Here is a 22,908-nt window from a genome sequence, read left to right as displayed (position 1 = left end):
CCGACGGCGCGTGCAGTGGTATCAGCCGCGCGGCTTGCCGAGCAGCGGTTTCAGCGCGGGCCAGACGTTGTCGAGCAGAATGCCTTGCGCCTGCTGGGTCGGATGCATCTGATCCGACTGGAACATCTCCGGCTTGTTCTCGATGCCGGCAAGCAGGAACGGCACGAGCGGGACGTCGAGCTCCTTCGACAGCCGCGTATAGATCGCGTGGAATTTCTGCGTGTAGTCGGGCCCATAGTTGGCCGGCACGTACATGCCGACCAGCACGACCTTCGCATGTGCGCGCCGCGCGTCGGCGATGATGTCGCGCAGGTTCTGCTCGGTCGTCGCGAGCGGCACGCCGCGCAGCGCATCGTTCGCACCGAGCTCGACGACGACGATCGACGGCTTGAGTCGTTGCAGCACCGCAGGCAGCCGCGCGCGGCCGCCGCTCGTGGTGTCGCCGCTGACGCTTGCGTTCGCAACGCTATAATCGATTCGCCCGGTCGCGAGCCGTTGTCGCAGCAGCGCAACCCAGCCCGTGTCGCGCGGCAGCCCGTATTCGGCCGACAGGCTGTCGCCGAGCACGACGAGCACGGGCTGGCCCGATGACGATGCCGCAGCCGTCGCCGCCGGCGCGGGCACGGTTGCTGCGAGCAGGGTACCCAGCAGTGCGGCGAGCGCCGCACGTCTTTTCCAGCGAAATGTCGTGTCCATGTTCAAGATTACCGATCCGATCATCGAAGTCCATGACGTATGCAAGCGGGTCGCCGATGCGACGGGCGAACTGACGATCCTCGACGGCATCACGTTCGCGGTGCGGCCCGGCAGCAGCCTCGCGATCGTCGGTGCGTCGGGGTCGGGCAAATCGACGCTGCTCGGCCTGCTTGCGGGGTTGGACAGCGCGACGAGCGGCACGGTTCGCCTGCTCGGCCGCGCGCTCGACCAGCTCGACGAGGACGAGCGCGCCGCGCTGCGCAATGGTGCGGTCGGCTTCGTGTTCCAGTCGTTCCAGTTGATGCCGCATCTGACGGCACTCGAAAACGTGATGCTGCCGCTCGAACTGCAGGGCGGCATCAGCGCACGCGACGCGGCCGATCGTGCGCGCGCGCTGCTTGTGCAGGTCGGTCTCGCCGAACGCACCGCGCATTATCCGAAGCTGCTGTCGGGCGGCGAGCAGCAGCGCGTCGCGCTCGCGCGCGCGTTCGTCACGCGACCGGCGATCCTGTTCGCGGACGAGCCGACCGGCAGCCTGGACGCAGCGACGGGGCATGCGGTCATCGACCTGATGTTCGAGCTGAATCGCACGCACGGCGCAACGCTCGTGCTCGTCACGCACGATACCGAACTCGCGCGGCGCTGCGCGACGACGGTGACGATCGACGCCGGACGGATCGTCGCCCCGCACGCGGCGTAGCGCCGCACTGCATTTCTGCGCCGGCCGCGCAGGTGAGTGTCACGCCGGTGCGGCCGGCATGCGCTCAATGACGCGTCGCGTCAGCGCTTGAGCGCTGCACGCGCGCGCTCGATCAGCGCGGTGGTCGACGAGTCGTGTTTCGCGGGGTCGACCGACTCGGCGGACAGATCGGCTTCGACGACCTTGCCGAGAATCTTGCCGAGCTCGACGCCCCACTGATCGAACGGATTGATGTCCCATACCGTCGCCTGCACCAGCACCTTGTGCTCGTACAGCGCAATCAGCGCGCCGAGCGAGCGCGGCGTCAGCGCGTCGACGAGCAGCGTCGTCGTCGGACGGTTGCCGGGGAACGTGAGGTGCGGCGCGAGCGCCTCCTTGCCGGGGCCGGCAACCTTGCGCGCTTCGTCGAGCGTGCGGCCCAGCATCAGCGCCTCGCTTTGCGCGAAGCAGTTCGCGAGCAGCTTCGGATGATGGCTCGCGAGCGGATGCTCGGGCGTCAGCACCGCGACGAAGTCGATCGGCACGATCGTCGGGCCCTGGTGCAGCATCTGGAAGAACGCATGCTGGCCGTTGGTGCCCGGCTCGCCCCACGTGACGGCCGACGTCGGGTAGTCGACGAACGTGCCGTCCAGTCGCGCGGACTTGCCGTTGCTTTCCATCTCGAGTTGCTGCAGGTACGACGGCAGGTAGTGCAGCGCTTCCGAATACGGCGCGACGAGATAGCTCTGCGAGCCGAAGAAGTTGCGATACCAGATGCCGATCAGGCCGAGCAGCACCGGCAGGTTGCGTTCGAGCGGCGCTTCGCGGAAATGACGGTCCATGTCGTTCGCGCCGGCGAGCAACTCGTCGAACTGCTCCGGCCCGATCGCGATCATGATCGACAGGCCGACCGCCGACCACAGCGAATAGCGGCCGCCGACCCAGTCCCACATTTCGAACACGTTGTCCGCGGCGATGCCGAACTTCACGACTTCGGCCGGGTTGGCCGAGACGCCGACGAAGTGTTTCGCGAGCGCATCTTCCGGGCAGCCGCGCGCGACGAACCAGTCGCGCAGCGAGCGTGCATTCGTCATCGTCTCGAGCGTCGTGAAGGTCTTCGACACGATGATCGCGAGCGTTTCTTCCGGGTCGACCTGCTCGAGCACGCGCGCGAGATCGGCGCCGTCGACGTTCGACACGAAGTGGGTCGAGAGGTCCGGCGTCGCGACGTGGTGCAGCGCGTGCGTGACCATCTTCGGCCCGAGATCCGAGCCGCCGATGCCGATGTTGATCACGTGGCGGATGCGTTTGCCCGTGTAGCCCGTCCACATGCCGCTGCGCACCGCCCGTGCGAAGGTCGCCATCTTCGCGCGCTCGGCGCTGACCTGCGCATGGAACGGCGCTTGCGGGTCGGTCGCGCGCAATGCCGTGTGCAGCGCCGCGCGGCCTTCGGTCGCGTTGACGATCTCGCCGGCGAACATCGCGTCACGGCGCGCTTCGACGTCCACTTCGCGGGCCAGCTGCACGAGCAGGCGCAGCGTGTCGTCGTTGATGCGGTTCTTCGAGAAGTCGGCCGCGAGGCCGCCGCCGGGGATCGTGAAGCGTTCGGCGCGGGTCGGTGCGTGGTCGTTTTCCGGCGCGAACCAGTCGCGCAGCCGCGCATGGCGGATCTGTTCGAAGTGGGATTGAAGGGCAGTCCAGGCGGGGAGCGAATTCAGCGTCATGGCGGTTCGAGTGAAGCGTGAATCGGGATGAATGCCGCGCCGGCGCGTCGGGATCGGACAGCCGGCGGACGAGAGGGCCCGCCGTGCGGCGGGGCACTCAGTATAGCGGCGTTATATGTCGGCGCGCGGCGACGGGTAAAAAAGGCGATTGATCAGCGTGCGCACCATCGGCGCGAGTTCGCCCGCGGTGAGGCCGGCCGGCCCCGTGCCGTTCGCGGTCAGCGTGTCGGCCGCGAGGCCGTGCAGGTAGACACCCGCGAGCGCGGCTTCGTACGGCGCGACGCGCTGCGCGAGCAACGCACCGATCAGGCCGCCGAGCACGTCGCCGGTGCCGCCGGTGGCGAGCGCCGCGTTGCCGGTCGGGTTGATCGTGACGCGGCCGTCGGGTGCTGCAATCACCGTGCCGGAGCCTTTCAGCACGACGATGCTGGCGTAGCGCGCGGCGAGCGCCTGTGCCGCGGCGAGCCGGTCCTGCTGCACGGTCGCAGTGTCGGTGCCGAGCAGCCGGGCCGCTTCGAGCGGATGCGGCGTCAGCACGCATGCGTTGCCGCGTGCGCCGCGAGCGGCGACGGCGGCCGCGAGTTCGGCGTGCATCGCGACGAGGTTCAGCGCGTCGGCATCGAGCAGCGTCGCCGCATCGTGCGCGAGCGCGTCGCGCACGAGCGTCGCCGCAGCCTCGCGCGTGCCGAGGCCGCAGCCGGCCGCGATCGCGGACATCGCGTCGAGGCCGAGCCCGTCGGCCGGATGCAGCATCAGTTCGGGGAACGGCGGATCGTACGGCGGCGCGCCGGCGCCGAGGAAGCCGACATGCACCTTGCCGGCGCCGGCGAATAGCGCGGCTCGCGCGGCGAGAATCGGCGCGCCGCACATTCCCGTGTCGCCGCCGAGCACCGCGAGGCTGCCGAACGTGCCCTTGTGCGATGCGAACGCGCGTGCGGGGAGCGCGGCGGCGAACTGCGCCGGCGCATTCAGCACGACGGCCGGCACGGCAGGCGGCGCGACGTCGAGCGACGCGATCTCGATGTCGCCCGCGAAGTCGCGGCCGTCGCCGGTGTAAAGGCCCGGCTTCGCGCCGATGAAGGTCAGTGTATGCGTGGCGGCGACCGCGACGCCCGCGCCGACGATCCGGCCCGTGTCGCTGTCGAGTCCGCTCGGCACGTCGAGCGCGAGCACGCGGCCGCCGCTTCGCGCATGCGCGGCGATGCGCGCGGCCTGCGCGGCGAACGGGCCGTCGAGCGCACGACCGAGGCCGATGCCGAACAGGCCGTCGACGACCCATGCGTAATCGTCGAGCGACGCGGGCGGTTCGGTCGATAGCGGCACGCGTGCCGCGCGTGCGAGGCCGAGCGCCCATTGCGCGTCGTCGGGTTTGACCGGTACGGGGATCCACGCCTGCGTCGCGACGCCGAGCTGCTGCAGGTGCGCGGCGGCCACCAGCGCGTCGCCGCCATTGTTGCCCGGGCCGACTGCGAACCAGACGGGGCGCTCGTCGCCGGCGACCCGTTCCGACAGCCAGCGCGCGGCGGCGGCGCCGGCGCGGCCCATCAGCGTGTGCGGCGGGAGTTCGGCAGTCGCGGCGGCCTCGGCCGCACGCAGGTCGGCGACGCGCAGCAGCGCGATCGGGGTGGAGTCGGGAAGCGGGCGGGCAACGGTCATCGCGGGATCATGACGGCGGGGAGGATGCCGCCCGGGACGGGCCCGCGGCGGTCAGGTCGTGAAGCGCGCGGCGCTCAGCGCGGCGAGCGTGTCGGCGGGCCACTGCTGCGTGTCGCCGCCCAGACAGTCGGTCACCACTTTAGCAGAGCCGCACGCGAGCGCCCAACCGGCCGGGCCGTGACCGAAATTGACGAATACGCGCGGGTGCGGGGTCGGACCGACGACCGGCAGGCCGTCCGGCGACAGCAATTGCATGCCTTGCCACGACAGCGCGGCGGAGATTTTCGCGGCACCCGGCACCCAGTCGTGCACGGCCTGGCCGAGCAGCGCGAGCGCCGCCTCGGACAGCGGCTCGGGCAGCGGCTTCGCGGTGTCGGCGAGGCTTTGCAGCACGGCGCCGCCGCCGACGCGCAGCCGCTGATGCGTGCGCGTGATCGAGATCCGCTTGATCGAATCGACGACGCTCAGGTGCGGCGCGTGTTCCTCGTAGGTGACCGGCGCGGTCAGCGTATGCGCGCGGACCGGATGCAGCGGCAGCCGCCAGCCGAGCCGCTCGAGCAGCGCCGGGCTGCCGGCGCCGGCGGCGACCACGATCGCGTCGGCCGAAATCACGTCGACTTCGCGCGCGCCCGTCGCGCGCCGGCCGCCGGGCGGCGCGAGCTCGACCGCCGCGCGGCCGGTGTCCACGCGAATTGCGGCGACCTCCGCGCCGAAGCGGAACTGCACGCCGTGCTCGTCGAGCGCCTGCTTGATCAGTTTCGCGAACAGCGGGCAATTGCCGGTGCGTTCGGTCTCGAGCAGCACGCCGCCGGCAAAGCCGGGTTCGGCCGGCACCGACGGCTCGAGCGCTGCGCATTCGTCGGCGGTGAGCACACGGTACGGCTGATCGAGCGTGCGCAGCAGGTCGAGCGCCGGCTGCAGGGCCTCCCAGTCGCGCGGGTCGCGCACGACGTGCAGAATGCCGGTTTTCTGCTCGAAATCGAGCTGCAGGCGCGTTTCGATGTCGGTGACGCTGTCGCGCGATGCGTCGATCAGCGGACGCAGCCGCGCGTATTGTGCGGCGAACGCGTCGGGCTCGCGCAGCGCGCCGAGTTCCTTGACGAAGCGGCGCACGCCGCCGTTGAAGCCCGGCTTGTAGACGATGCCGCTGTCGCGCGGCTGGCGCTGGCGCATGAAGGTCGGGCCGAACCAGACGTCGAGCGGGCTCGGCAGCAGCGTGCCGCCGTCGCCGTAGGTCGCGCCCTGCGCGACGGTCGCGTGGCGTTCGACCACGCACACGCGATGGCCGGCCGCGCGCAGCTGGTAGGCGGTGGCGACGCCGCTGATTCCGCCGCCGATGACGATGACATCCATGGATTGCTTCGATGACGGGCTGCGCGCACGCCGCCCGGTGAGAATTCGCTGACGGGCCCCGGCCCGGTGAACCGGGAATGATAGCGCCAAAATCGCGGGAAACGGCACCACGCGAGCCTATCCGGTTTCGCCATCGTACGGCCGCCGGCCGCCGTGGGGGTGCGCGGCGGCCTGGCGTGCGCCGGCGTGCCGGACATGCCCAATGCGCCGGATACGCCGGATACGCCGGATACGCCCGAACCCCCGACACCCCCGACACCCCCGACACCCCCGACACCCCCGACACCCCCGACACCCCCGACACCCCCGACACCCCCGACACCCCCGACACCCCCGACACCCCCGACACCCCCGACACGCGGCCGCACCGTTGCGGTGCATCGCGGGTGCCGATCAGCCGGTCTGGGACGCCCGACTTCCGGGTATAATTACGGCCTTCCTTTCGCCCCACGTCGCCACCTCGCGCGACTCATCGACGTCAGTCCAGCCCATGGCTCACTTCTCGTGTTTTCCCGGCGCTTCGGCCCTCTCCGATTTCCGTCAAACCCGTCTGCTCGACACGCTCAGGCAAATCGACGCCAACATCGTCGCGGTGCGCGGCCAGTTCCTGCACTTCGTCAATGCGGCCGCGCCGCTGTCGGCGGACGACAGCGCCCGCATCGACGCGCTGATGCACTACGGCACGCCGTTCGAGCCCGCCACCGAGAAGGGCACGGCCGAGACCTTCGTCGTGCTGCCGCGCTTCGGCACGGTTTCGCCGTGGGCGAGCAAGGCGACCGACATCGCGCAGCACTGCGGCCTCACGCAGGTGCGCCGCATCGAGCGCGGCGTCGAATTCACGGTCACGCTGAAGTCGGGCCTGCTCGGCGGCAAGAAGGCGCTGTCCGACGACGCACGCGCTGCCGTCGCAGCCGCGCTGCATGACCGGATGACCGAAAGCGTGGTCGCCGCGCGCGACGACGCGAAGCACCTGTTCGACGAACTGCCGGCGAAGCCGCTCGCGACCGTCGACGTGCTGGGCGTCGGCCGCAGCGCGCTCGAGCGCGCGAACGTCGAGCTGGGGCTCGCGCTCGCCGACGACGAGATCGACTATCTGGTCGACGCGTTCCGCAAGCTCGAACGCAACCCGACCGACGTCGAGCTGATGATGTTCGCGCAGGCGAACAGCGAGCACTGCCGCCACAAGATCTTCAACGCGCAGTGGACGATCGACGGCGAAGCGCAGGACATGTCGCTGTTCGCGATGATCCGCAACACCGAGAAGCTGAGCCCGCAGGGCACCATCGTCGCGTATTCGGACAACTCGTCGATCATGGTCGGCGCCGAAGCCGAGCGCTGGTTCCCGCGCAATACGGGCGCGGCCGGCGAGCCGGGTGAACGTTATGGCCGCCACACCGAACTCACGCACACGCTGATGAAGGTCGAGACGCACAACCACCCGACGGCGATCTCGCCGTTCCCGGGTGCGGCGACCGGCGCGGGCGGCGAGATCCGCGACGAAGGCGCGACGGGCCGCGGCGCGCGTCCGAAGGCCGGCCTCACGGGCTTCACCGTGTCGAACCTCGACCTGCCCGATGCGCGTCAGCCGTGGGAAAACGACCGCGACGCGGCACAGCCGGTGGCCGAGCGCAACCCGAACGAGCAGCACGGCCCGTACGGCCGTCCGGATCGCATCGCGTCGCCGCTGCAGATCATGATCGACGGCCCGCTCGGCGGCGCCGCGTTCAACAACGAATTCGGCCGCCCGAACCTCGGCGGCTACTTCCGCGTGTACGAGCAGAACGTCGGCGGCACGGTGCGCGGCTATCACAAGCCGATCATGATCGCGGGCGGCCTCGGCAACATCGCGGATCAACACACGCACAAGCACGACGTGCCGGCGGGTTCCCTGCTGATCCAGATCGGCGGCCCCGGCATGCGGATCGGCATGGGCGGCGGCGCCGCGAGCTCGATGGCGACCGGCGCGAACACGGCCGAACTCGACTTCGACTCGGTGCAGCGCGGCAACCCGGAAATCGAGCGGCGCGCGCAGGAAGTGATCAACGGCTGCTGGCAGCTCGGCGCGGAAAACCCGATCCTGAGCATCCACGACGTCGGCGCGGGCGGCCTGTCGAACGCATTCCCCGAGATCGTCGACGGCGCGGGCAAGGGCGCGCGCTTCGAACTGCGCAAGGTCGCGCTCGAGGAATCGGGCCTGTCGCCGCGTGAAATCTGGTCGAACGAGGCGCAGGAGCGCTACGTGCTGGCGATCGCGCCGGCCGACCTGCCGCGCTTCGAGGCGATCTGCGCACGCGAGCGCTGCCCGTTCGCGGTAGTCGGTGTCGCGACCGACGAACGCCAGCTGAAGCTCGTCGACGACGAAGCGACGGGCGCCGACGAATATCCGGTCGACATGCCGATGGAAGTGCTGCTCGGCAAGCCGCCGCGCATGCACCGCGACGTCACGCGCGTCGCGACCGAGCGTGCGCCGGTCGACGTGACGGGCATCGCGCTGTCGGCCGTCGCGCTCGACGTGCTGAAGCACCCGACGGTCGGCAGCAAGTCGTTCCTGATCACGATCGGCGACCGTTCGGTCGGCGGCACGTCGGTGCGCGACCAGATGGTCGGCCCGTGGCAGGTGCCGGTGGCCGACTGCGCGATCACCGCGCTCGACTACGCCGGTTTCAAGGGCGAGGCGATGACGATGGCCGAGCGCACGCCGCTCGCCGTGATCGACGCGCCGGCCTCGGGCCGCATGGCCGTCGGCGAAGCGATCACGAACATCGCGAGCGCACCGATCGCGTCGCTCGACAAGCTGAAGCTGTCGGCGAACTGGATGGCCGCATGCGGCACGGCCGGCGAAGACGCCGCGCTGTTCGACACCGTCAAGGCGATCGGCATGGAGCTGTGCCCGGCGCTCGGGATCGGCATCCCGGTCGGCAAGGACTCGCTGTCGATGAAGACCAAGTGGGACGAGCAGGGCGTCGCGAAGGAAGTCGTGTCGCCGGTGTCGCTGATCATCTCCGCGTTCGCGCCGGTCGAGGACGTGCGCCGCCATCTGACGCCGCAACTGCGGCGCGTCGCCGACGCGGGCGACAGCGTGCTGATCGCGATCGATCTCGGCCGCGGCAAGAACCGCATGGGCGGCAGCATCTTCGCGCAGGTCACGCAGCAGGTCGGTGACGCGGCGCCGGACGTCGACGATCCGGAAGACCTCAAGCGCTTCTTCAACGCGATCCAGTCGCTCAATACGCAAGGCAAGCTGCTCGCGTACCACGACCGCTCCGACGGCGGCCTGTGGGCGACGGTGTGCGAAATGGCATTCGCGGGCCATGCGGGCGTGTCGCTGAACGTCGACATGCTGACGCTCGACCCGAATCACGAATCCGACTACGGCGACGCGAAGGACTGGGCGAAGCAGACGAGCGGCCGTCGCGAAGATCGCACGCTGCGCGCGCTGTTCTCCGAGGAACTCGGCGCCGTCGTGCAGGTGCGCGCGGCCGATCGCGACGCGGTGCTCGGCGCGCTGCGCGAGTTCGGCCTGTCGGCGTGCGCGCACGTGATCGGCACGGTCAACGATCGCGACGTGATCGAGGTGTATCGCGACGCGAAGAAGATCTTCGACGCGCCGCGCGTCGAACTCCATCGCGCGTGGGGCGAAGTGAGCTGGCGCATCGCGCGTCTGCGCGACAACCCGGCCTGTGCGGATGCCGAATACGATGCGCTGCTCGACGCGGCCGATCCGGGCATCTCGCCGGTGCTGACGTTCGATCCGGCTGACGACATCGCCGCACCGTTCATCGCGACGGGCGCACGGCCGCGCGTCGCGATCCTGCGCGAGCAGGGTGTGAACTCGCATCTCGAAACCGCGTATGCGTTCGATCGCGCGGGCTTCGATGCGCACGACGTGCACATGAGCGACCTGCTCGCGGGCCGCGCGACGCTCGCCGATTTCGCGGGTGCGGTGGCATGCGGCGGCTTCTCGTACGGCGACGTGCTGGGCGCCGGCGAAGGCTGGGCGAAGACGATCCGCTTCAACGCGAACCTCGCCGACATGTTCTCGGCCTTCTTCGCTCGCCCCGACACGTTCGCCCTTGGCATCTGCAACGGCTGCCAGATGCTGTCGAGCCTCGCGTCGATGATTCCGGGCGCGGAAGCGTGGCCGAAGTTCACGCGCAACAAGTCCGAGCAGTTCGAGGCGCGCTTCTCGTTCGTCGAAGTCGAGCAGTCGCCGTCGATCTTCTTCGCGGGGATGGAAGGCTCGCGGATTCCGGTCGCGGTCGCGCACGGCGAAGGCTATGCCGACTTCTCGCAGCAGGGCGACATCGATCGCGTCGCGGTCGCGATGCGCTACGTCGACCACCGCGGCGAAGCGACCGAGCGCTATCCGTTCAACCCGAACGGGTCGCCCGCCGGCATCACGTCGGTCACGACGGCCGACGGCCGCTTCTCGGTGCTGATGCCGCACATGGAGCGCGTGCACCGCACGGTCACGATGAGCTGGCACCCGGAAGGCTGGGGTGAAGCGAGCCCGTGGCTGCGCGTGTTCCGCAACGCGCGCCGCTGGATCGGCTGATCCGGATGATGTTCGACCCGAACGCGCCGGTCGAGGTCGTCACGCTGCGCGACGAACGCGCGAGCGAGGCCGACGCGATCGGCCGCGTGATCCGGGCGGCATTCGCGGGCGAGCCGCAGGGCGGCGAGTTCGAGCAGCGCATCGTCGACACGCTGCGCGCCGACGGTGCGCTCAGCGTGTCGCTCGTCGCGGAGCGCGACGGACGCATCGTCGGGCACGTCGCGTTCTCGCCGGTTGCGATCGGCGGCGAGCCGGCCGGCACGCAGCAGTGGTATGGGCTCGCGCCGCTCGCGGTGCGGCCTGATTGCCAGCGGCAGAGCATCGGCGCCGGGCTCGTGCGCACGGGGCTCGACGCGTTGCGGCGGCTCGGCGCGCGCGGCTGCGTGGTGCTTGGCGAGCCCGCGTATTACGCGCGTTTCGGGTTCGAGCCGCACCGCGACATCGTGTTTCCGGACGTGCCGGCCGAGTATTTCCTCGCGCTGTCGTTCGACGAATCGGCACCGCCGCCGGCGGGCGACGTGCGTTATCACGACGTGTTTTATCCCGCGTAGCGAACGCCGCGGGCGAGTGACGCCTGGCACAGCAACAGCCGCTCTTCGGAGCGGTTTTTTATTGCGCGTCGGCCAAGCACCGTTACATTGCGACACGCCTGTTCGCGCGCGCCAAAAGAAAAAGCCGCTCCGAAGAGCGGCTTTGCGATGCAGTGCGACGGCGCGCCGACGTTACTGGATCTTTGCCTGCTGGCGCAGGTTTTCCTCGAACGTCTGCAGCTTTTGCTGCACGAGCTGCTGCGCGATCTGCGCCTTCACCTGTTCGAACGGCGGCGGTGCGACGTCGCGGACGTCGTCGACACGGATGATGTGCCAGCCGAATTGCGTCTTCACCGGCGCGTCGGTCATCTGGCCTTTCTGCAGCTTTTGCGCGGCCGCGGCGAATTCCGGCACGTACGCCTTCGGATCGGACCAGTCGAGGTCGCCGCCATTCTTGCCCGAACCTGGATCCTTCGAGTACTGCTTCGCGAGATCCTCGAACTTCGCGCCGCCCTTGATCTTCGCGATCAAGTCCTTCGCCTGCTGCTCGCTGTCGACGAGGATGTGGTGCAGGTGATATTCGCGGTTGCCGCCGGCACCCTTCACGAGATCGTCGTAGCGCGCCTTCACTTCGGCGTCGGTCGGCTGGTTCTTCTTCAGGAAGCTCTCGATCATCGAGCGCAGCACGACCGTCTGCTGCGCGACGGCGACCTGCGCCTTCACGTCCGGACGATTCGGGATGCCTTCGCGGATCGCTTCCTGCATCAGGATTTCGCGGTTCACGAGCTCCTGGCGCACGGCCTGCTGCAGTTGCGGGCTGTCGGTCTGGCCTTGCTGCACGAGCTGCGCGACCATTGCATCGGCGCGCGACTTCGGAATCGGCGTGCCGTTGACGACGGCGATGTTCTGGGCAAATGCCGGTGCCGCTGCAAACGCAGCCGCCGCGACCCACAGGCGGGGGGATTTCAGGATCATCGGGAATTCCTAATGAGACTAGATTGAAGATTCGTTGAATTCTTCGGGCGTGTAAGCCACGATCGCGAGCGCGTGAATGCCGCGCTGCATCGCATCAGCGAGCGCATCATACACCAGCCGGTGCCGCGCGACGCGCGGTTTGCCGGCGAATGCGGCCGACACGATCGTGACCGTGTAGTGGCCGCCGGCGGCCGCGCCGGCGTGGCCCGCGTGCTGCGCGCTGTCGTCGCGTACCGTGAGCGACTGCGGCGCGAGCGACGCGTTCAGACGCGCTTCGATCAGCGCGATGCGTTCGTCGGGCGATGCGTGGAGAAAGGTGTCGCTCATGTTACTCGTCCTTCAGGTACTTCGTGAGCCACAGGCTCTGCAGAATGATGAACACGACCATTGCGCCCGTCGTGCCGAACAGCTTGAAGTTCACCCACTGCGATTCGGTGAAGTTGTGCACTACGTACAGGTTCGCGACGCCGAGCACCGCGAAGAACAGCGCCCATGCGACGTTCAGCTTGTCCCACACGGGATGCGGCAGCGTGAGCTGCTTGCCCATCATCTTCTCGATCAGGTTGTTGCCGAACGCATAGCGCGCGGCGAATAGCCCGATCGCAAACAGCCAGTACAGCACAGTCGGTTTCCATTGAATGAATTTTTCGTCATGCAGGACGAGGGTGGCGCCGCCGAATACGACGATCACGCCGAGGCTGACCCACAGCATCGTGTCGACCTTCCGGTGCCGGAAGGCGACCCAGGCGACCTGGGCCAGTGTCGCGACGATCGCGACGGCGGTGGCGGTGAAAATGCCCCAGACCTTGAAGGCGGCGAAAAACAGGATGATCGGAAACAGATCGAACAGGAATTTCATGGCGCTCGCAGCTGCGTGAAAGGTCGCATCGCGCGGCCTTTCACCGTTGTAGGGACCCAGGGCGCCACCGTCGCGGATCGCGGCAGCCGGGGAGGCTGCCGCGGGATCCGTCCGGCGCCGCTCATTCGTTTTCGGGTCGGGACTCGAAGTTTAACGCAGCCGAATTGATGCAGTACCGCAAACCGGTCTTGTCGCGCGGGCCATCCTCGAACACGTGGCCGAGATGCGCGCCGCAATGGTTGCAGCGCACCTCGACGCGCACCATCCCGTGCGAGCGGTCGATCTTCTCGTCGATCACCTCGCCGTTCAGCGGCTTGAAGTAGCTGGGCCAGCCGCAGCCCGAATGGAACTTGGCGCCGGATTCGAACAGCGGCGTGCTGCAGACGACGCATTTGTAGATGCCTGCGTCTTCCGTGTCGGTGTATTCGCCGGTGAACGCGCGCTCGGTCGCCGCGTGCTGCGTGACTTCATACTGCATCGGCGTGAGGCGGCGGCGCAGCTCGGCGTCGTCCTTCTGATACGGGAAGGTCTTGTCGTCGGAATCGTGTGACATGTGGGGTTCTCCTGATCGGTCGGTCGGGGCGCGCGGGTCATGACGAGCAGCTCACTTCGAGCGACCCGGCCCAGTCGGGCGGCAATGCCGCATACGCTTCATGTTCCGGTTGTTCGTCGAACGGGCGGCGCAGCACCTGCGCAAGCCGCTCGACCTCGGAAAAATCCTTCTCCTTCGCGCGCCGGATCGCGACTTCGGCAAGATGGTTGCGAAGCACGTATTTGGGGTTCACGCGGTTCATTGCAACCGCGCGAGCCGCGTCGTCGCGTGCTTCGTCGGACAGCCGCGCGCGGTAGAGGTTCGCCCATGCGTCGAACGCTTCGCGGTCGATGAACAGGTCGCGTACGGGCGCGTCACGGCTCGCGTCGTGCTTGGAAACCTGCGCGAGCCGGCGGAACGTCAGCGTGAAATCCGCGTGGCTCGCGTGCATCGTCTCGAGCAGCTTGTTCGCGAGTTCGGCGTCGTGCTCGCGCTCGAGTTCGAGGCCGAGCTTCGCGCGCATCAGGCGCTCGAGCGCGGGGCCGAAGCGCTCCGGAAACTTCGCGAGCACGGCCTGCGCGTCTTCCACCGCGCGCTCGGCGCGGGCATCGTCGTCGGCGATGCCGTGCTGCAGCCCGATCAGCGGCAAGAGCGCCTGCGCGAGGCAATAGCAGTTCCAGTGCGCGATGCGCGGCTGCATCCGGTACGCATAGCGGCCGCTCGTGTCGGAGTGGTTGCAGATATGATTCGCGTCGAACGCATCGATGAAACCGAACGGGCCGTAGTCGATCGTCACGCCGAGGATCGACATGTTGTCGGTATTCATCACGCCGTGGCAGAAGCCGACCGCCTGCCATTGCGCGACGACGTCGGCCGTGCGCAACATCGCGGCTTCGAGCAGCGCGAGGTACGGATCGTCGGCGTCGCGGCACGCCGGGTAGAAACGGTCGATCACGTGATCGGCGAGCTGGCGCAGCAGGTCGGGGCGATCGTTCGAGAAGAAGTGCTCGAAGTGGCCGAAGCGCACGAAGCTCTCCGACACGCGCGTGACGACCGCCGACGTTTCGATTTCCTCGCGCACGACCGGCTGGTCGGAGCCGATCACCGTGAGCGCGCGCGTGGTCGGAATGCCGAGATGATGCATCGCTTCGGAGCACAGGAATTCGCGGATCGACGAGCGCAGCACCGCGCGGCCGTCGCCCATCCGCGAATACGGCGTGCGGCCGCCGCCCTTGATCTGCAGTTCGTAGCGCCGGCCGTCGGGGCCGGGAAGCTCGCCGATCGTCAGCGCGCGACCGTCGCCGAGCTGGCCGGCCCACACGCCGAACTGGTGACCGGAATACACGGACGCGTACGGCAGCGCGTTCGCGGGCCAGTCGCGCGTCGGGTTGCCGGCGAACAGCTCGGCGAAATCGGGCTGCGCGACGATCGCGGGCGGCAGGCCGAGCAGTTGCGCGACTTCGTCGGAAAAGCCGACCACGTACGGCGCGGGCAGCGGCGCGGCCGGCAGCCGCGTATGAAACGCAGCGCCGAGCGTGACGAACGCGCGTTCGGCCGGCGCGCCGAGCGTGGCGGCGAGGTCGGGGAGAGTGTCAGCCGCATCGGCTGCGCTTCGGGAAAACGACATGTTGAGCGCCTCTGGGTAAGCCGATATTGTAAGGCGGCGCCGCGCCGCCCGCATGGCGGCCCGTGCATCGGGCGCCGGGCCTGTCCGGGCCGTGGACGGGTCGTAGGGTGGCGCACTGCTGCGAGGCTGGTGACCGATTCGCGTCCTTCCGGGAGAACAAGACGATGGGTAAGCCGTTGCTGGGCCAGATGATGGACATGCCGTTGCTGGTGTCGTCGCTGATCGCGCATGCCGCGCGTTACGCCGGCGACACGGAGATCGTGTCGAAGCGTGTGGAAGGCGATCTGCATCGCTACACGTACCGCGACTGCGAGCAGCGCGCGAAGCGGCTCGCACAGGCGCTCGCACGGCTGGGCGTCGAAACGGGCGACCGCGTCGGCACGCTCGCCTGGAACGGCTACCGGCATCTGGAGGCGTATTACGGGATCGGCGGGATGGGCGCCGTGTGCCACACGATCAACCCGCGCCTTTTTCCCGAGCAGATCGCGTACATCGTCAATCATGCGGAAGACCGCTACGTCTTCTTCGACATCAATTTCGCGCCGCTCGTCGATGCGCTCGCGCCGCAGTGCCCGCAGGTGAAGGGCTGGATCGCGATGACGGACGCCGCGCACCTGCCGTCCGGCGCGACGCCGTACCTGTGCTACGAAACGCTCGTCGACGCCGAGGACGGCCGCTACGACTGGCCGCGGCTCGACGAACGGCAGGCGTCGGGCCTGTGCTACACGTCGGGCACGACCGGCAACCCGAAGGGCGTGCTGTATTCGCATCGCTCGACGGTGCTGCACGCGTACGGCGCCGCGCTGCCCGACGCGATGAATCTGTCGGCGATGGACGCCGTGCTGCCCGTCGTGCCGATGTTCCATGTGAATGCATGGGGGCTGCCGTACGCGGTGCCGCTGACCGGCGGCAAGCTCGTGCTGCCCGGCAAGGATCTCGACGGCAAGTCGTTGTACGAGCTGATGGAAACCGAACGCGTGACGTTTTCCGCCGGCGTGCCGACCGTTTGGCTCGGCCTGCTGAACTACATGCGCGAGGCCGGCGTGCGCTTCTCGACGCTGAACCGCACGGTGATCGGCGGCTCCGCGTGCCCGCCCGCGATGCTGCGCACGTTCGAGGACGAATACGGCGTGCGGGTGATCCATGCATGGGGGATGACCGAGCTGTCGCCGCTCGGCACGCTCGCGAAACTGAACTGGGCGCAGTCGCAGCGCTCGCCCGACGCGCAGCGCAAGCTGCTGGAAAAGCAGGGGCGCGTGATCTGCGGCGTCGACATGCGGATCGTCGGCGACGACGGGCGCGAGCTGCCGTGGGACGGCGTCGCGTTCGGCGAACTGCAGGTGCGCGGGCCGTGGGTGATCGACCACTACTTCAGGAGCGATACGTCGCCGCTGTCGGACGGCTGGTTCCCGACCGGCGACGTCGCGACGATCGACCCCGACGGCTTCCTGCAGATCACCGATCGCAGCAAGGACGTGATCAAGTCGGGCGGCGAATGGATCAGCTCGATCGACATCGAGAACGTCGCGATCGCGCATCCGGGCGTCGCCGAAGCGGCGTGCATCGCCTGTGCGCACCCGAAATGGACCGAACGGCCGCTGCTCGTCGTGGTGCCGCGCGAAGGCGCGAACCTGACCCGCGAAGCGCTGCTCGCGTTCTACGAAGGCAAGGTCGCGAAGTGGTGGGTGCCCGACGACGTCGTGTTCGTCGAATCGCTGCCGCACACCGCGACCGGCAAGCTGCAGAAGCTCAAACTGCGCGAGACGTTCCGCGACTACGTGCTGCCGACGGCGGTCTGCGAGCCGTAAGCGCCGCGGCCGGAGACGGCCCGCCCACGGTTGCCCCGATCCGGCCCCCGGGTCGGGAAAAAATTCAAATTGAACGACCGTGCTTTTTCGTTGTATGCTGCCTCCGTTCATCCGGACATGCGGCCGTTCGACCGCGCACAATGAAGCGCAGCCACCCAGGCGCGCAATGCATGGAGGCAGGCAGATGGCAGTGGATTACTCGACTCGCGACGGCGTGGCCGTCATCACGCTCAACAATCCGCCCGTCAACGGGCTCGGCCTGTCGACCCGCCAGGGCGTCATGGACGCGCTCGATCGCGCCGCGCAGGATCCGTCGGTCACGGCCATCGTGCTGACCGGCGCGGGCCGCGCGTTCTCGGGCGGCGCCGACATCACCGAATTCAATACGCCGAAGGCGCTGCAGGAGCCGACGCTGCACACCGTGATCCGCGCGGTGGAAGCGAGCGCGAAGCCCGTCGTCGCGGCGCTGCACAGCGTCGTGATGGGCGGTGGGCTGGAGCTTGCGCTCGGCGCGCACTATCGCGTCGCGGCACCGGGCGCGCAGATCGCGCTGCCCGAAGTGAAGCTCGGGCTGCTGCCGGGCGCCGGCGGCACGCAGCGCCTGCCGCGTGCGGTGGGGCTCGAAACCGCGCTGAACATGATCGTGTCGGGCGCGCCGGTGCCGTCGGAGCAACTCGCGAAGAGCGGGCTGTTCGACGAGATGGCCGACGGCGACCTGCTCGACGCGGCCGTTGCATTCGCGCGCAAGGCCGGCGCGCAGAACGGGCCGCATCCGCGCGTGCGCGATCGCAAGATCGTCCACGAGAATGCGGCGGGCTTCATCCAGTTCGCGCGCAATTCCGCGCGGGCCGCCGCACCCCATTTCCCCGCGCCGCACAAGTGCATCGACGCGATCGAGGCCGGCGTGCTGAACGGCTTCGACAACGGCAGTGTGGCCGAACGCGACGGCTTCGTCGCGCTGATGATGACGCCGGAAAGCCGCGCGCTGCGGCACGCGTTCTTCGGCGAACGCGCGGCGAGCAAGATTCCCGACGTGCCGTCGGACACGCCGCTGCGCGAGATTCGTCGCGTCGGCGTGATCGGCGCCGGCACGATGGGCGGCGGGATCGCGATGAACTTCATCAACGCGGGGCTGCCGGTCACGCTGCTCGAGACGAAGCAGGAGGCGCTCGACCGCGGGCTCGCGACGATCCGCAAGAACTACGACGCGCAGGTGAAGAAGGGCAAGCTCACGCAGCAGAAGCTCGACGCGCGCATCGCGCTGATCACGCCGACGCTGTCCTACGACGACCTGAAGGATGCGGACCTGATCATCGAGGCCGTGTTCGAGGAACTCGGCGTGAAGGAACAGGTGTTCGGCCAGCTCGACGCCGTCGCGAAGCCCGGCGCGATCCTCGCATCGAACACGTCGACGCTGGACGTCGACAAGATCGCCGCATTCACGAAGCGTCCGCAGGACGTCGTCGGCATGCACTTCTTCAGCCCTGCGAACGTGATGAAGCTGCTCGAGGTCGTGCGCGGCGCGCAGACCGCGAAGGACGTGCTCGCGACCGTGATGGCGGTGGCCAAGAAGATCCGCAAGACGGCGGTGGTATCGGGCGTGTGCGACGGCTTCATCGGCAACCGGATGATCGAGCAGTACATCCGCCAGGCGCTCTTCATGCTCGAGGAAGGCGCGCTGCCCGCGCAGGTCGATCGCGCGATCGAGAAGTTCGGCTTCGCGATGGGCCCGTTCCGGATGAGCGACCTCGCCGGCAACGACATCGGCTGGGCGATCCGCAAGCGCCGCTATGTCGAGCAGCCCGATCTGCAGTACTCGAAGATCGCCGATCGTCTGTGCGAACTCGGCCGCTTCGGCCAGAAGACGGGTGGCGGCTGGTACGACTACGTGCCCGGCGACCGCAAGGCGAAGCCGTCGTCGCTCGTCGACGAGATGGTCGTCGCGTATTCGAAGGAGCGCGGCGTCGAGCGGCGCAAGATCGGCGACGACGAGATCGTCGAGCGGCTCGTGTTCGCGCTCGTGAACGAAGGCGCGAAGATTCTCGAGGAGAAGATCGCGTCGAAGGCGTCCGACATCGACATGGTCTATCTGACCGGCTATGGCTTCCCGCTGTGGCGCGGCGGCCCGATGCTGTATGCGGACATGGTCGGCCTCTACAACGTCGAGCGCGCGATTCGCCGCTACGCGGCGGCGCCGAACGGCGACGCGTGGCAGCTTGCGCCGTCGATCGTCGAGCTGGCCAGGGCCGGGCGCGGGTTCAACGGCTGACGGCGCCGCGTGGCGGCGCGCTCGGCCCCATCAGGAGAAACGCAATGAAACGCACCGACGACGTGCTGCTCGTGATCGACGTGCAGAACGACTTCATGCCGGGCGGCGCGCTCGCGGTGCCGGACGGCGATGCGATCGTGCCGGTGATCAACGCGCTCGCGCAGCGCTTCGACCAGGTCGTGCTGACGCAGGACTGGCACCCGCGCGAGCACGTGTCGTTTGCCGCGAACCATCCGGGGCGCGAGCCGTTCTCGACGCTTGCGCTGCCGTACGGCGAGCAGGTGCTGTGGCCCGTGCACTGCGTGCAGGACACCGACGGCGCGGCGCTGCATCGCGACCTCGACATCCCGCATGCGAGGCTCGTGATCCGCAAGGGCGGCGACGCGCAGGTCGACAGCTATTCCGCGTTCGTCGAAGCCGATCGCACGACGCGCACGGGGCTCGCCGGCTATCTGCGCGAGCTCGGCGCGAAGCGCGTGTGGTGTTGCGGGCTCGCGACCGACTATTGCGTCGCGTGGTCGGCGCTCGATGCGCGCGCGGCGGGCTTCGACGCCGCCGTGATCAACGATGCGTGCCGCGCCATCGACCTGAACGGGTCGCTCGCGCACGCATGGCAACAGATGCAGGCGGCGGGCGTCGCACACGTGACGTCCGCGGGCGCGCGCCCGACGGTGTAGCGCATTCCCATTCGATGCAGGACATCAAGCAGAACCGAAGGAGACTCGCATGACCGAAGCCGTAATCGTATCGACCGCACGCACGCCGCTCGCGAAATCGTGGCGCGGTGCATTCAACATGACGCACGGCGCGACGCTCGGCGGCCACGTGGTTGCCGCCGCGCTCGAACGCGCGAAGCTCGACCCGGCGCGCGTCGAGGACGTGATCATGGGCTGCGCGAATCCCGAAGGCGCGACCGGTGCGAACATCGCGCGCCAGATCGCGCTGCGCGCCGGGCTGCCGGTCAGCGTGCCGGGGATGACGGTGAACCGTTTCTGTTCGTCGGGGCTGCAGACGATCGCACTGGCCGCGCAGCGGATCATCGCGGGTGAAGGCGAGGTCTACGTGGCCGGCGGCGTCGAATCGATCTCGTGCGTGCAGAACGAGATGAACCGGCACATGGTCCAGGAAGGCTGGCTCGTCCAGCACAAGCCCGAGATTTACTGGAACATGCTGCAGACCGCCGAGAACGTCGCGAAGCGCTACGGGATCGCGAAGGAGCGGCAGGACGAATACGGCGTGCAGTCGCAACTGCGTGCCGCAGCCGCGCAGGAAGCCGGGCGGTTCCGCGACGAGATCGTGCCGATCACCGTGCTCGCCGGCGTCGCCGACAAGGCGACGGGCCGGCTGTTCACGCAGGAGGTGACGGTGTCGGCCGACGAAGGCATTCGGCCCGACACGACGCTCGAAGGCGTGTCGAAGATCCGTTCGGCGGTGCCGGGCGGCGTGATCACCGCCGGCAACGCGAGCCAGTTCTCCGACGGCGCATCGGCGTGCGTCGTGATGAGCGCCGATGCCGCGCGGCGCGAAGGGCTGCAGCCGCTCGGCGTGTTCCGCGGCTTCGCGGTGGCCGGCTGCGAGCCGGACGAGATGGGCATCGGCCCGGTGTTCGCGGTGCCGAAGCTGCTGAAGCAGGCGGGGCTGAAAGTGGACGATATCGGTCTGTGGGAGCTGAACGAGGCATTCGCGGTGCAGGTGCTGTACTGCCGCGACACGCTCGGGATCCCCGAGGACCGCCTGAACGTGAACGGCGGCGCGATCGCGGTCGGCCACCCGTACGGCGTATCGGGCGCGCGCCTGACGGGCCACGCGCTGATCGAAGGCAAGCGACGCGGCGTGAAATACGTCGTGGTCACGATGTGCATCGGCGGCGGCCAGGGCGCGGCCGGCCTGTTCGAAATCGTCTGATCTTTTACCCGTGCGGCCGGCAGCCGCGGCCGGGCGCGGTGGAAGCCGTCGCCGCGGCGCGTATCCGCGATGGCCGGGCGCGATTCGTAACGAAGAGGGGGCAAACGCGGTCCGTCACGTGATGCCGTTTCCCCTTACTTGTCAAACGAATTGCGGGCCCTATACTTGCTCTGTCATTTGTCTTTCGGCGGGATGGGCCCTCGCGTGCGTCGCTCCGACGTACGCGACACGTTCCCGGCAGCCGGCGCAGATGCATCGTGCGTTTCCGGCGCCGTGGACGTTCGAACCACGCAGGCAGACCGAACGGGGACCAAATTGAGTGCGACCTATGCCACCGGGGAACCGCCGCGCGTCGTGAGCGCGGCCGCGAGGCTCTACGCAAAATGCCTGCTGATCGGATTTGCGTTGCTGCCGGCCTATCTGATCGTCTATCTGTGGGTTTTCAGCGACCCGCACGTCGTGTTCGAGAGCCATGTATTCCATGAGCTCGCGATCGCGGCCGCGACCCTCGAGGGCGCGTTCGTCACCTATGTGACATGGGTCTGCTACCGGTCGTCCGGCGAGCCGCTGCTGCGCTGGCTCACGCTCGGCTTCCTCGGCTTCGCGATGATCTACGCGTTGCACGGCGCGTTCACCGGGATGGCGCACCACCACATCTGGCTGTTCCTGCTGTACGGGCCCGCGTCGCGGCTGGTGATGTCGATCCTGCTGCTGACCGGCCTGCTGTCGTATTCCGAGCCGCCCGACCGCATCGAGAAGCGCACGCGCGCACGCACGTGGCTGCCGTGGATCGCGTTCTTCCTGATCGTCGACGTGGCGGTCGCGTACCTCGCGTATTCGCCCATCGCCGGCGCGCTCGGGACGCGGATGTCGATGGAAGGCGGCGCGCTCGTGTTTTCCCTGTTGAACGTCGGCGTGCTCCTCGCGCGGCGTATCCGTTCGCCGCTGATGGTGATCTACGGCGTGTCGATCATGGCGTTCGCGCTGTCGTCGCTCGCGTTCATCCTCGGCAAGCCGTGGAATCACATGTGGTGGCTCGCGCATGCCATCTTCGCGGGCGGGTTCTTCCTGCTCAGCTACGGCGTCGTGCAGGCGCTGCAGACGACGCGTTCGTTCTCCGCGATCTACAGCCAGGAAGACCTGATGAGCCGGCTGTCGGAGTCGATGGCGCGCACCGAGAGCGCGCTGCAGGAATTGCGGCGCACGAACCAGAAGCTCGAATACATGGCCGCCACCGATCCGATGACGGGCGCGTCGAACCGTCGCCAGTTCATCGCGCAGGTCGAGCGCGAGATCGTGCGCGCGGAACGCGACGGCACGCCGTTCTGCCTGCTCGCGCTCGATCTCGACAATTTCAAGAACATCAACGGCGCATACGGGCACCAGATCGGCGACGAAGTGCTGCGCGGCGTCGTGCGCCAGTGTCTCGAGGCGATTCGTCCGGCGGGGGCGCTCGCGCGCGTGGGCGGCGAGGAGTTCATGGCGCTGTTGCCGGAGATGCCGCTCGAAGGCGCGCGCATGACGGCCGAGCGTGTCCGCTCGTCGATCTCGAGCTCGCCGTTCGGGCTGGATTTCAAGCGCGTGCAGGTGACGGTCAGCGTCGGCGTTGCGCAGTACGGCGTCGACGGCAGCACGGTCGATGCGTTGCTGCGGGCGGTCGACGAGCGCTTGTATCAGGCGAAGCGGGACGGACGCAACCGGGTCGTGTCGCGGTGACGGCATAGCCGTGATCGCCTGGTC

The 22,908-nt window shown here is 68.5% G+C and carries 17 protein-coding genes; 8 read left to right on the top strand and 9 right to left on the bottom strand.

Translation table 11 applies throughout. The features are described 5' to 3' along the window. Positions 1–21: 21 nt before the first annotated feature. On the bottom strand, positions 22–696 hold the full coding sequence (locus O1Q03_RS14630) for an arylesterase (protein WP_269504328.1): 675 nt from the start codon (positions 694–696) through the stop codon (positions 22–24). Between O1Q03_RS14630 and O1Q03_RS14625 the strand changes: the two genes are divergently transcribed. Next, positions 695–1,396, top strand: coding sequence for an ABC transporter ATP-binding protein (locus tag O1Q03_RS14625; RefSeq protein ID WP_269504326.1), 702 nt, complete (start codon positions 695–697; stop codon positions 1,394–1,396). The two genes, O1Q03_RS14630 and O1Q03_RS14625, sit on opposite strands and share 2 nt — an antisense overlap. Before the next feature lie 80 nt (positions 1,397–1,476). Here the strand turns inward: O1Q03_RS14625 and pgi are convergent, their stop codons facing one another. The 3 genes from pgi to O1Q03_RS14610 all read right to left on the bottom strand — a co-directional run bounded on the left by pgi (position 1,477) and on the right by O1Q03_RS14610 (position 6,108). After that, positions 1,477–3,099 carry a glucose-6-phosphate isomerase gene (gene pgi, locus O1Q03_RS14620; RefSeq protein ID WP_269504325.1) on the bottom strand — a complete coding sequence of 541 codons (1,623 nt, stop codon included), beginning with the start codon at positions 3,097–3,099 and terminating at the stop codon, positions 1,477–1,479. Between the two features lie 111 nt (positions 3,100–3,210). Then, positions 3,211–4,755 (bottom strand): NAD(P)H-hydrate dehydratase, encoded by a 1,545-nt coding sequence (locus O1Q03_RS14615; protein ID WP_269504323.1) that lies wholly within the window; start codon positions 4,753–4,755, stop codon positions 3,211–3,213. Positions 4,756–4,806: 51 nt separating this feature from the next. Beyond that, positions 4,807–6,108 carry an FAD-dependent oxidoreductase gene (locus O1Q03_RS14610; protein WP_269504322.1) on the bottom strand — a complete coding sequence of 434 codons (1,302 nt, stop codon included), beginning with the start codon at positions 6,106–6,108 and terminating at the stop codon, positions 4,807–4,809. A 490-nt stretch (positions 6,109–6,598) separates the two neighbouring features. Between O1Q03_RS14610 and purL the strand changes: the two genes are divergently transcribed. Then, complete coding sequence (gene purL, locus O1Q03_RS14605; protein ID WP_269504321.1) at positions 6,599–10,663, top strand: phosphoribosylformylglycinamidine synthase; 4,065 nt, start codon at positions 6,599–6,601, stop codon at positions 10,661–10,663. A gap of 5 nt (positions 10,664–10,668) precedes the next feature. After that, positions 10,669–11,214 carry a GNAT family N-acetyltransferase gene (locus O1Q03_RS14600; RefSeq protein WP_269504405.1) on the top strand — a complete coding sequence of 182 codons (546 nt, stop codon included), beginning with the start codon at positions 10,669–10,671 and terminating at the stop codon, positions 11,212–11,214. Between the two features lie 171 nt (positions 11,215–11,385). On the opposite strand, the gene O1Q03_RS14595 is transcribed toward O1Q03_RS14600, so the two are convergent. The 5 genes from O1Q03_RS14595 to O1Q03_RS14575 form a co-directional block, all read right to left on the bottom strand. Further along, positions 11,386–12,168, bottom strand: a complete 783-nt coding sequence (locus O1Q03_RS14595; RefSeq protein WP_269504320.1) for a peptidylprolyl isomerase — start codon at positions 12,166–12,168, stop codon at positions 11,386–11,388. 18 nt (positions 12,169–12,186) lie between these two features. Next, positions 12,187–12,495, bottom strand: a complete 309-nt coding sequence (locus O1Q03_RS14590) for a BolA family protein (protein ID WP_269504319.1) — start codon at positions 12,493–12,495, stop codon at positions 12,187–12,189. A 1-nt stretch (position 12,496) separates the two neighbouring features. Beyond that, a complete protein-coding gene (locus O1Q03_RS14585) occupies positions 12,497–13,027 on the bottom strand; it encodes a septation protein A (protein ID WP_057925329.1) in 531 nt (176 codons plus the stop codon). Between the two features lie 121 nt (positions 13,028–13,148). Beyond that, positions 13,149–13,580, bottom strand: coding sequence for a peptide-methionine (R)-S-oxide reductase MsrB (gene msrB / locus O1Q03_RS14580; RefSeq protein ID WP_059529717.1), 432 nt, complete (start codon positions 13,578–13,580; stop codon positions 13,149–13,151). Positions 13,581–13,617: 37 nt separating this feature from the next. Beyond that, a complete protein-coding gene (locus O1Q03_RS14575) occupies positions 13,618–15,186 on the bottom strand; it encodes a protein adenylyltransferase SelO (RefSeq protein ID WP_269504315.1) in 1,569 nt (522 codons plus the stop codon). Positions 15,187–15,350: 164 nt separating this feature from the next. Between O1Q03_RS14575 and O1Q03_RS14570 the strand changes: the two genes are divergently transcribed. The 5 genes from O1Q03_RS14570 (at position 15,351) to O1Q03_RS14550 (ending at position 22,884) form a co-directional block, all read left to right on the top strand. Beyond that, a complete protein-coding gene (locus O1Q03_RS14570; protein WP_269504314.1) occupies positions 15,351–16,994 on the top strand; it encodes a 3-(methylthio)propionyl-CoA ligase in 1,644 nt (547 codons plus the stop codon). 184 nt (positions 16,995–17,178) lie between these two features. Beyond that, positions 17,179–19,263 carry a 3-hydroxyacyl-CoA dehydrogenase NAD-binding domain-containing protein gene (locus O1Q03_RS14565; protein ID WP_269504311.1) on the top strand — a complete coding sequence of 695 codons (2,085 nt, stop codon included), beginning with the start codon at positions 17,179–17,181 and terminating at the stop codon, positions 19,261–19,263. 44 nt (positions 19,264–19,307) lie between these two features. Next, on the top strand, positions 19,308–19,940 hold the full coding sequence (gene pncA, locus O1Q03_RS14560) for a bifunctional nicotinamidase/pyrazinamidase (RefSeq protein ID WP_269504309.1): 633 nt from the start codon (positions 19,308–19,310) through the stop codon (positions 19,938–19,940). Positions 19,941–19,989: 49 nt separating this feature from the next. Further along, complete coding sequence (locus O1Q03_RS14555; protein ID WP_269504307.1) at positions 19,990–21,168, top strand: acetyl-CoA C-acyltransferase; 1,179 nt, start codon at positions 19,990–19,992, stop codon at positions 21,166–21,168. Between the two features lie 315 nt (positions 21,169–21,483). Further along, entirely contained in the window at positions 21,484–22,884 is a 1,401-nt protein-coding gene (locus O1Q03_RS14550; RefSeq protein ID WP_269504305.1) for a sensor domain-containing diguanylate cyclase, read from the top strand. Positions 22,885–22,908 lie beyond the last annotated feature (24 nt).

It is taken from the genome of Burkholderia sp. IMCC1007 (genome assembly GCF_027257875.1).
Lineage (GTDB): Bacteria > Pseudomonadota > Gammaproteobacteria > Burkholderiales > Burkholderiaceae > Burkholderia.
The sequence above is the reverse complement of the archived record's forward strand: the minus strand, read 5'-3'. Positions and strand labels throughout refer to the sequence as shown.

Excerpts from the sequence above, each read along its gene's own strand:
- purL (WP_269504321.1), top strand. The coding sequence starts at position 6,599 with ATGGCTCACTTCTCGTGTTTTCCCGGCGCTTCGGCCCTCTCCGATTTC.
- O1Q03_RS14565 (WP_269504311.1), top strand. The coding sequence starts at position 17,179 with ATGGCAGTGGATTACTCGACTCGCGACGGCGTGGCCGTCATCACGCTC.
- O1Q03_RS14610 (WP_269504322.1), bottom strand. The coding sequence starts at position 6,108 with ATGGATGTCATCGTCATCGGCGGCGGAATCAGCGGCGTCGCCACCGCC.
- O1Q03_RS14630 (WP_269504328.1), bottom strand. The coding sequence starts at position 696 with ATGGACACGACATTTCGCTGGAAAAGACGTGCGGCGCTCGCCGCACTG.
- O1Q03_RS14615 (WP_269504323.1), bottom strand. The coding sequence starts at position 4,755 with ATGACCGTTGCCCGCCCGCTTCCCGACTCCACCCCGATCGCGCTGCTG.
- O1Q03_RS14600 (WP_269504405.1), top strand. The coding sequence starts at position 10,669 with ATGATGTTCGACCCGAACGCGCCGGTCGAGGTCGTCACGCTGCGCGAC.
- O1Q03_RS14555 (WP_269504307.1), top strand. The coding sequence starts at position 19,990 with ATGACCGAAGCCGTAATCGTATCGACCGCACGCACGCCGCTCGCGAAA.
- O1Q03_RS14590 (WP_269504319.1), bottom strand. The coding sequence starts at position 12,495 with ATGAGCGACACCTTTCTCCACGCATCGCCCGACGAACGCATCGCGCTG.
- O1Q03_RS14570 (WP_269504314.1), top strand. The coding sequence starts at position 15,351 with ATGGGTAAGCCGTTGCTGGGCCAGATGATGGACATGCCGTTGCTGGTG.
- O1Q03_RS14575 (WP_269504315.1), bottom strand. The coding sequence starts at position 15,186 with ATGTCGTTTTCCCGAAGCGCAGCCGATGCGGCTGACACTCTCCCCGAC.
- msrB (WP_059529717.1), bottom strand. The coding sequence starts at position 13,580 with ATGTCACACGATTCCGACGACAAGACCTTCCCGTATCAGAAGGACGAC.
- O1Q03_RS14585 (WP_057925329.1), bottom strand. The coding sequence starts at position 13,027 with ATGAAATTCCTGTTCGATCTGTTTCCGATCATCCTGTTTTTCGCCGCC.
- pgi (WP_269504325.1), bottom strand. The coding sequence starts at position 3,099 with ATGACGCTGAATTCGCTCCCCGCCTGGACTGCCCTTCAATCCCACTTC.
- O1Q03_RS14625 (WP_269504326.1), top strand. The coding sequence starts at position 695 with ATGTTCAAGATTACCGATCCGATCATCGAAGTCCATGACGTATGCAAG.
- O1Q03_RS14595 (WP_269504320.1), bottom strand. The coding sequence starts at position 12,168 with ATGATCCTGAAATCCCCCCGCCTGTGGGTCGCGGCGGCTGCGTTTGCA.
- pncA (WP_269504309.1), top strand. The coding sequence starts at position 19,308 with ATGAAACGCACCGACGACGTGCTGCTCGTGATCGACGTGCAGAACGAC.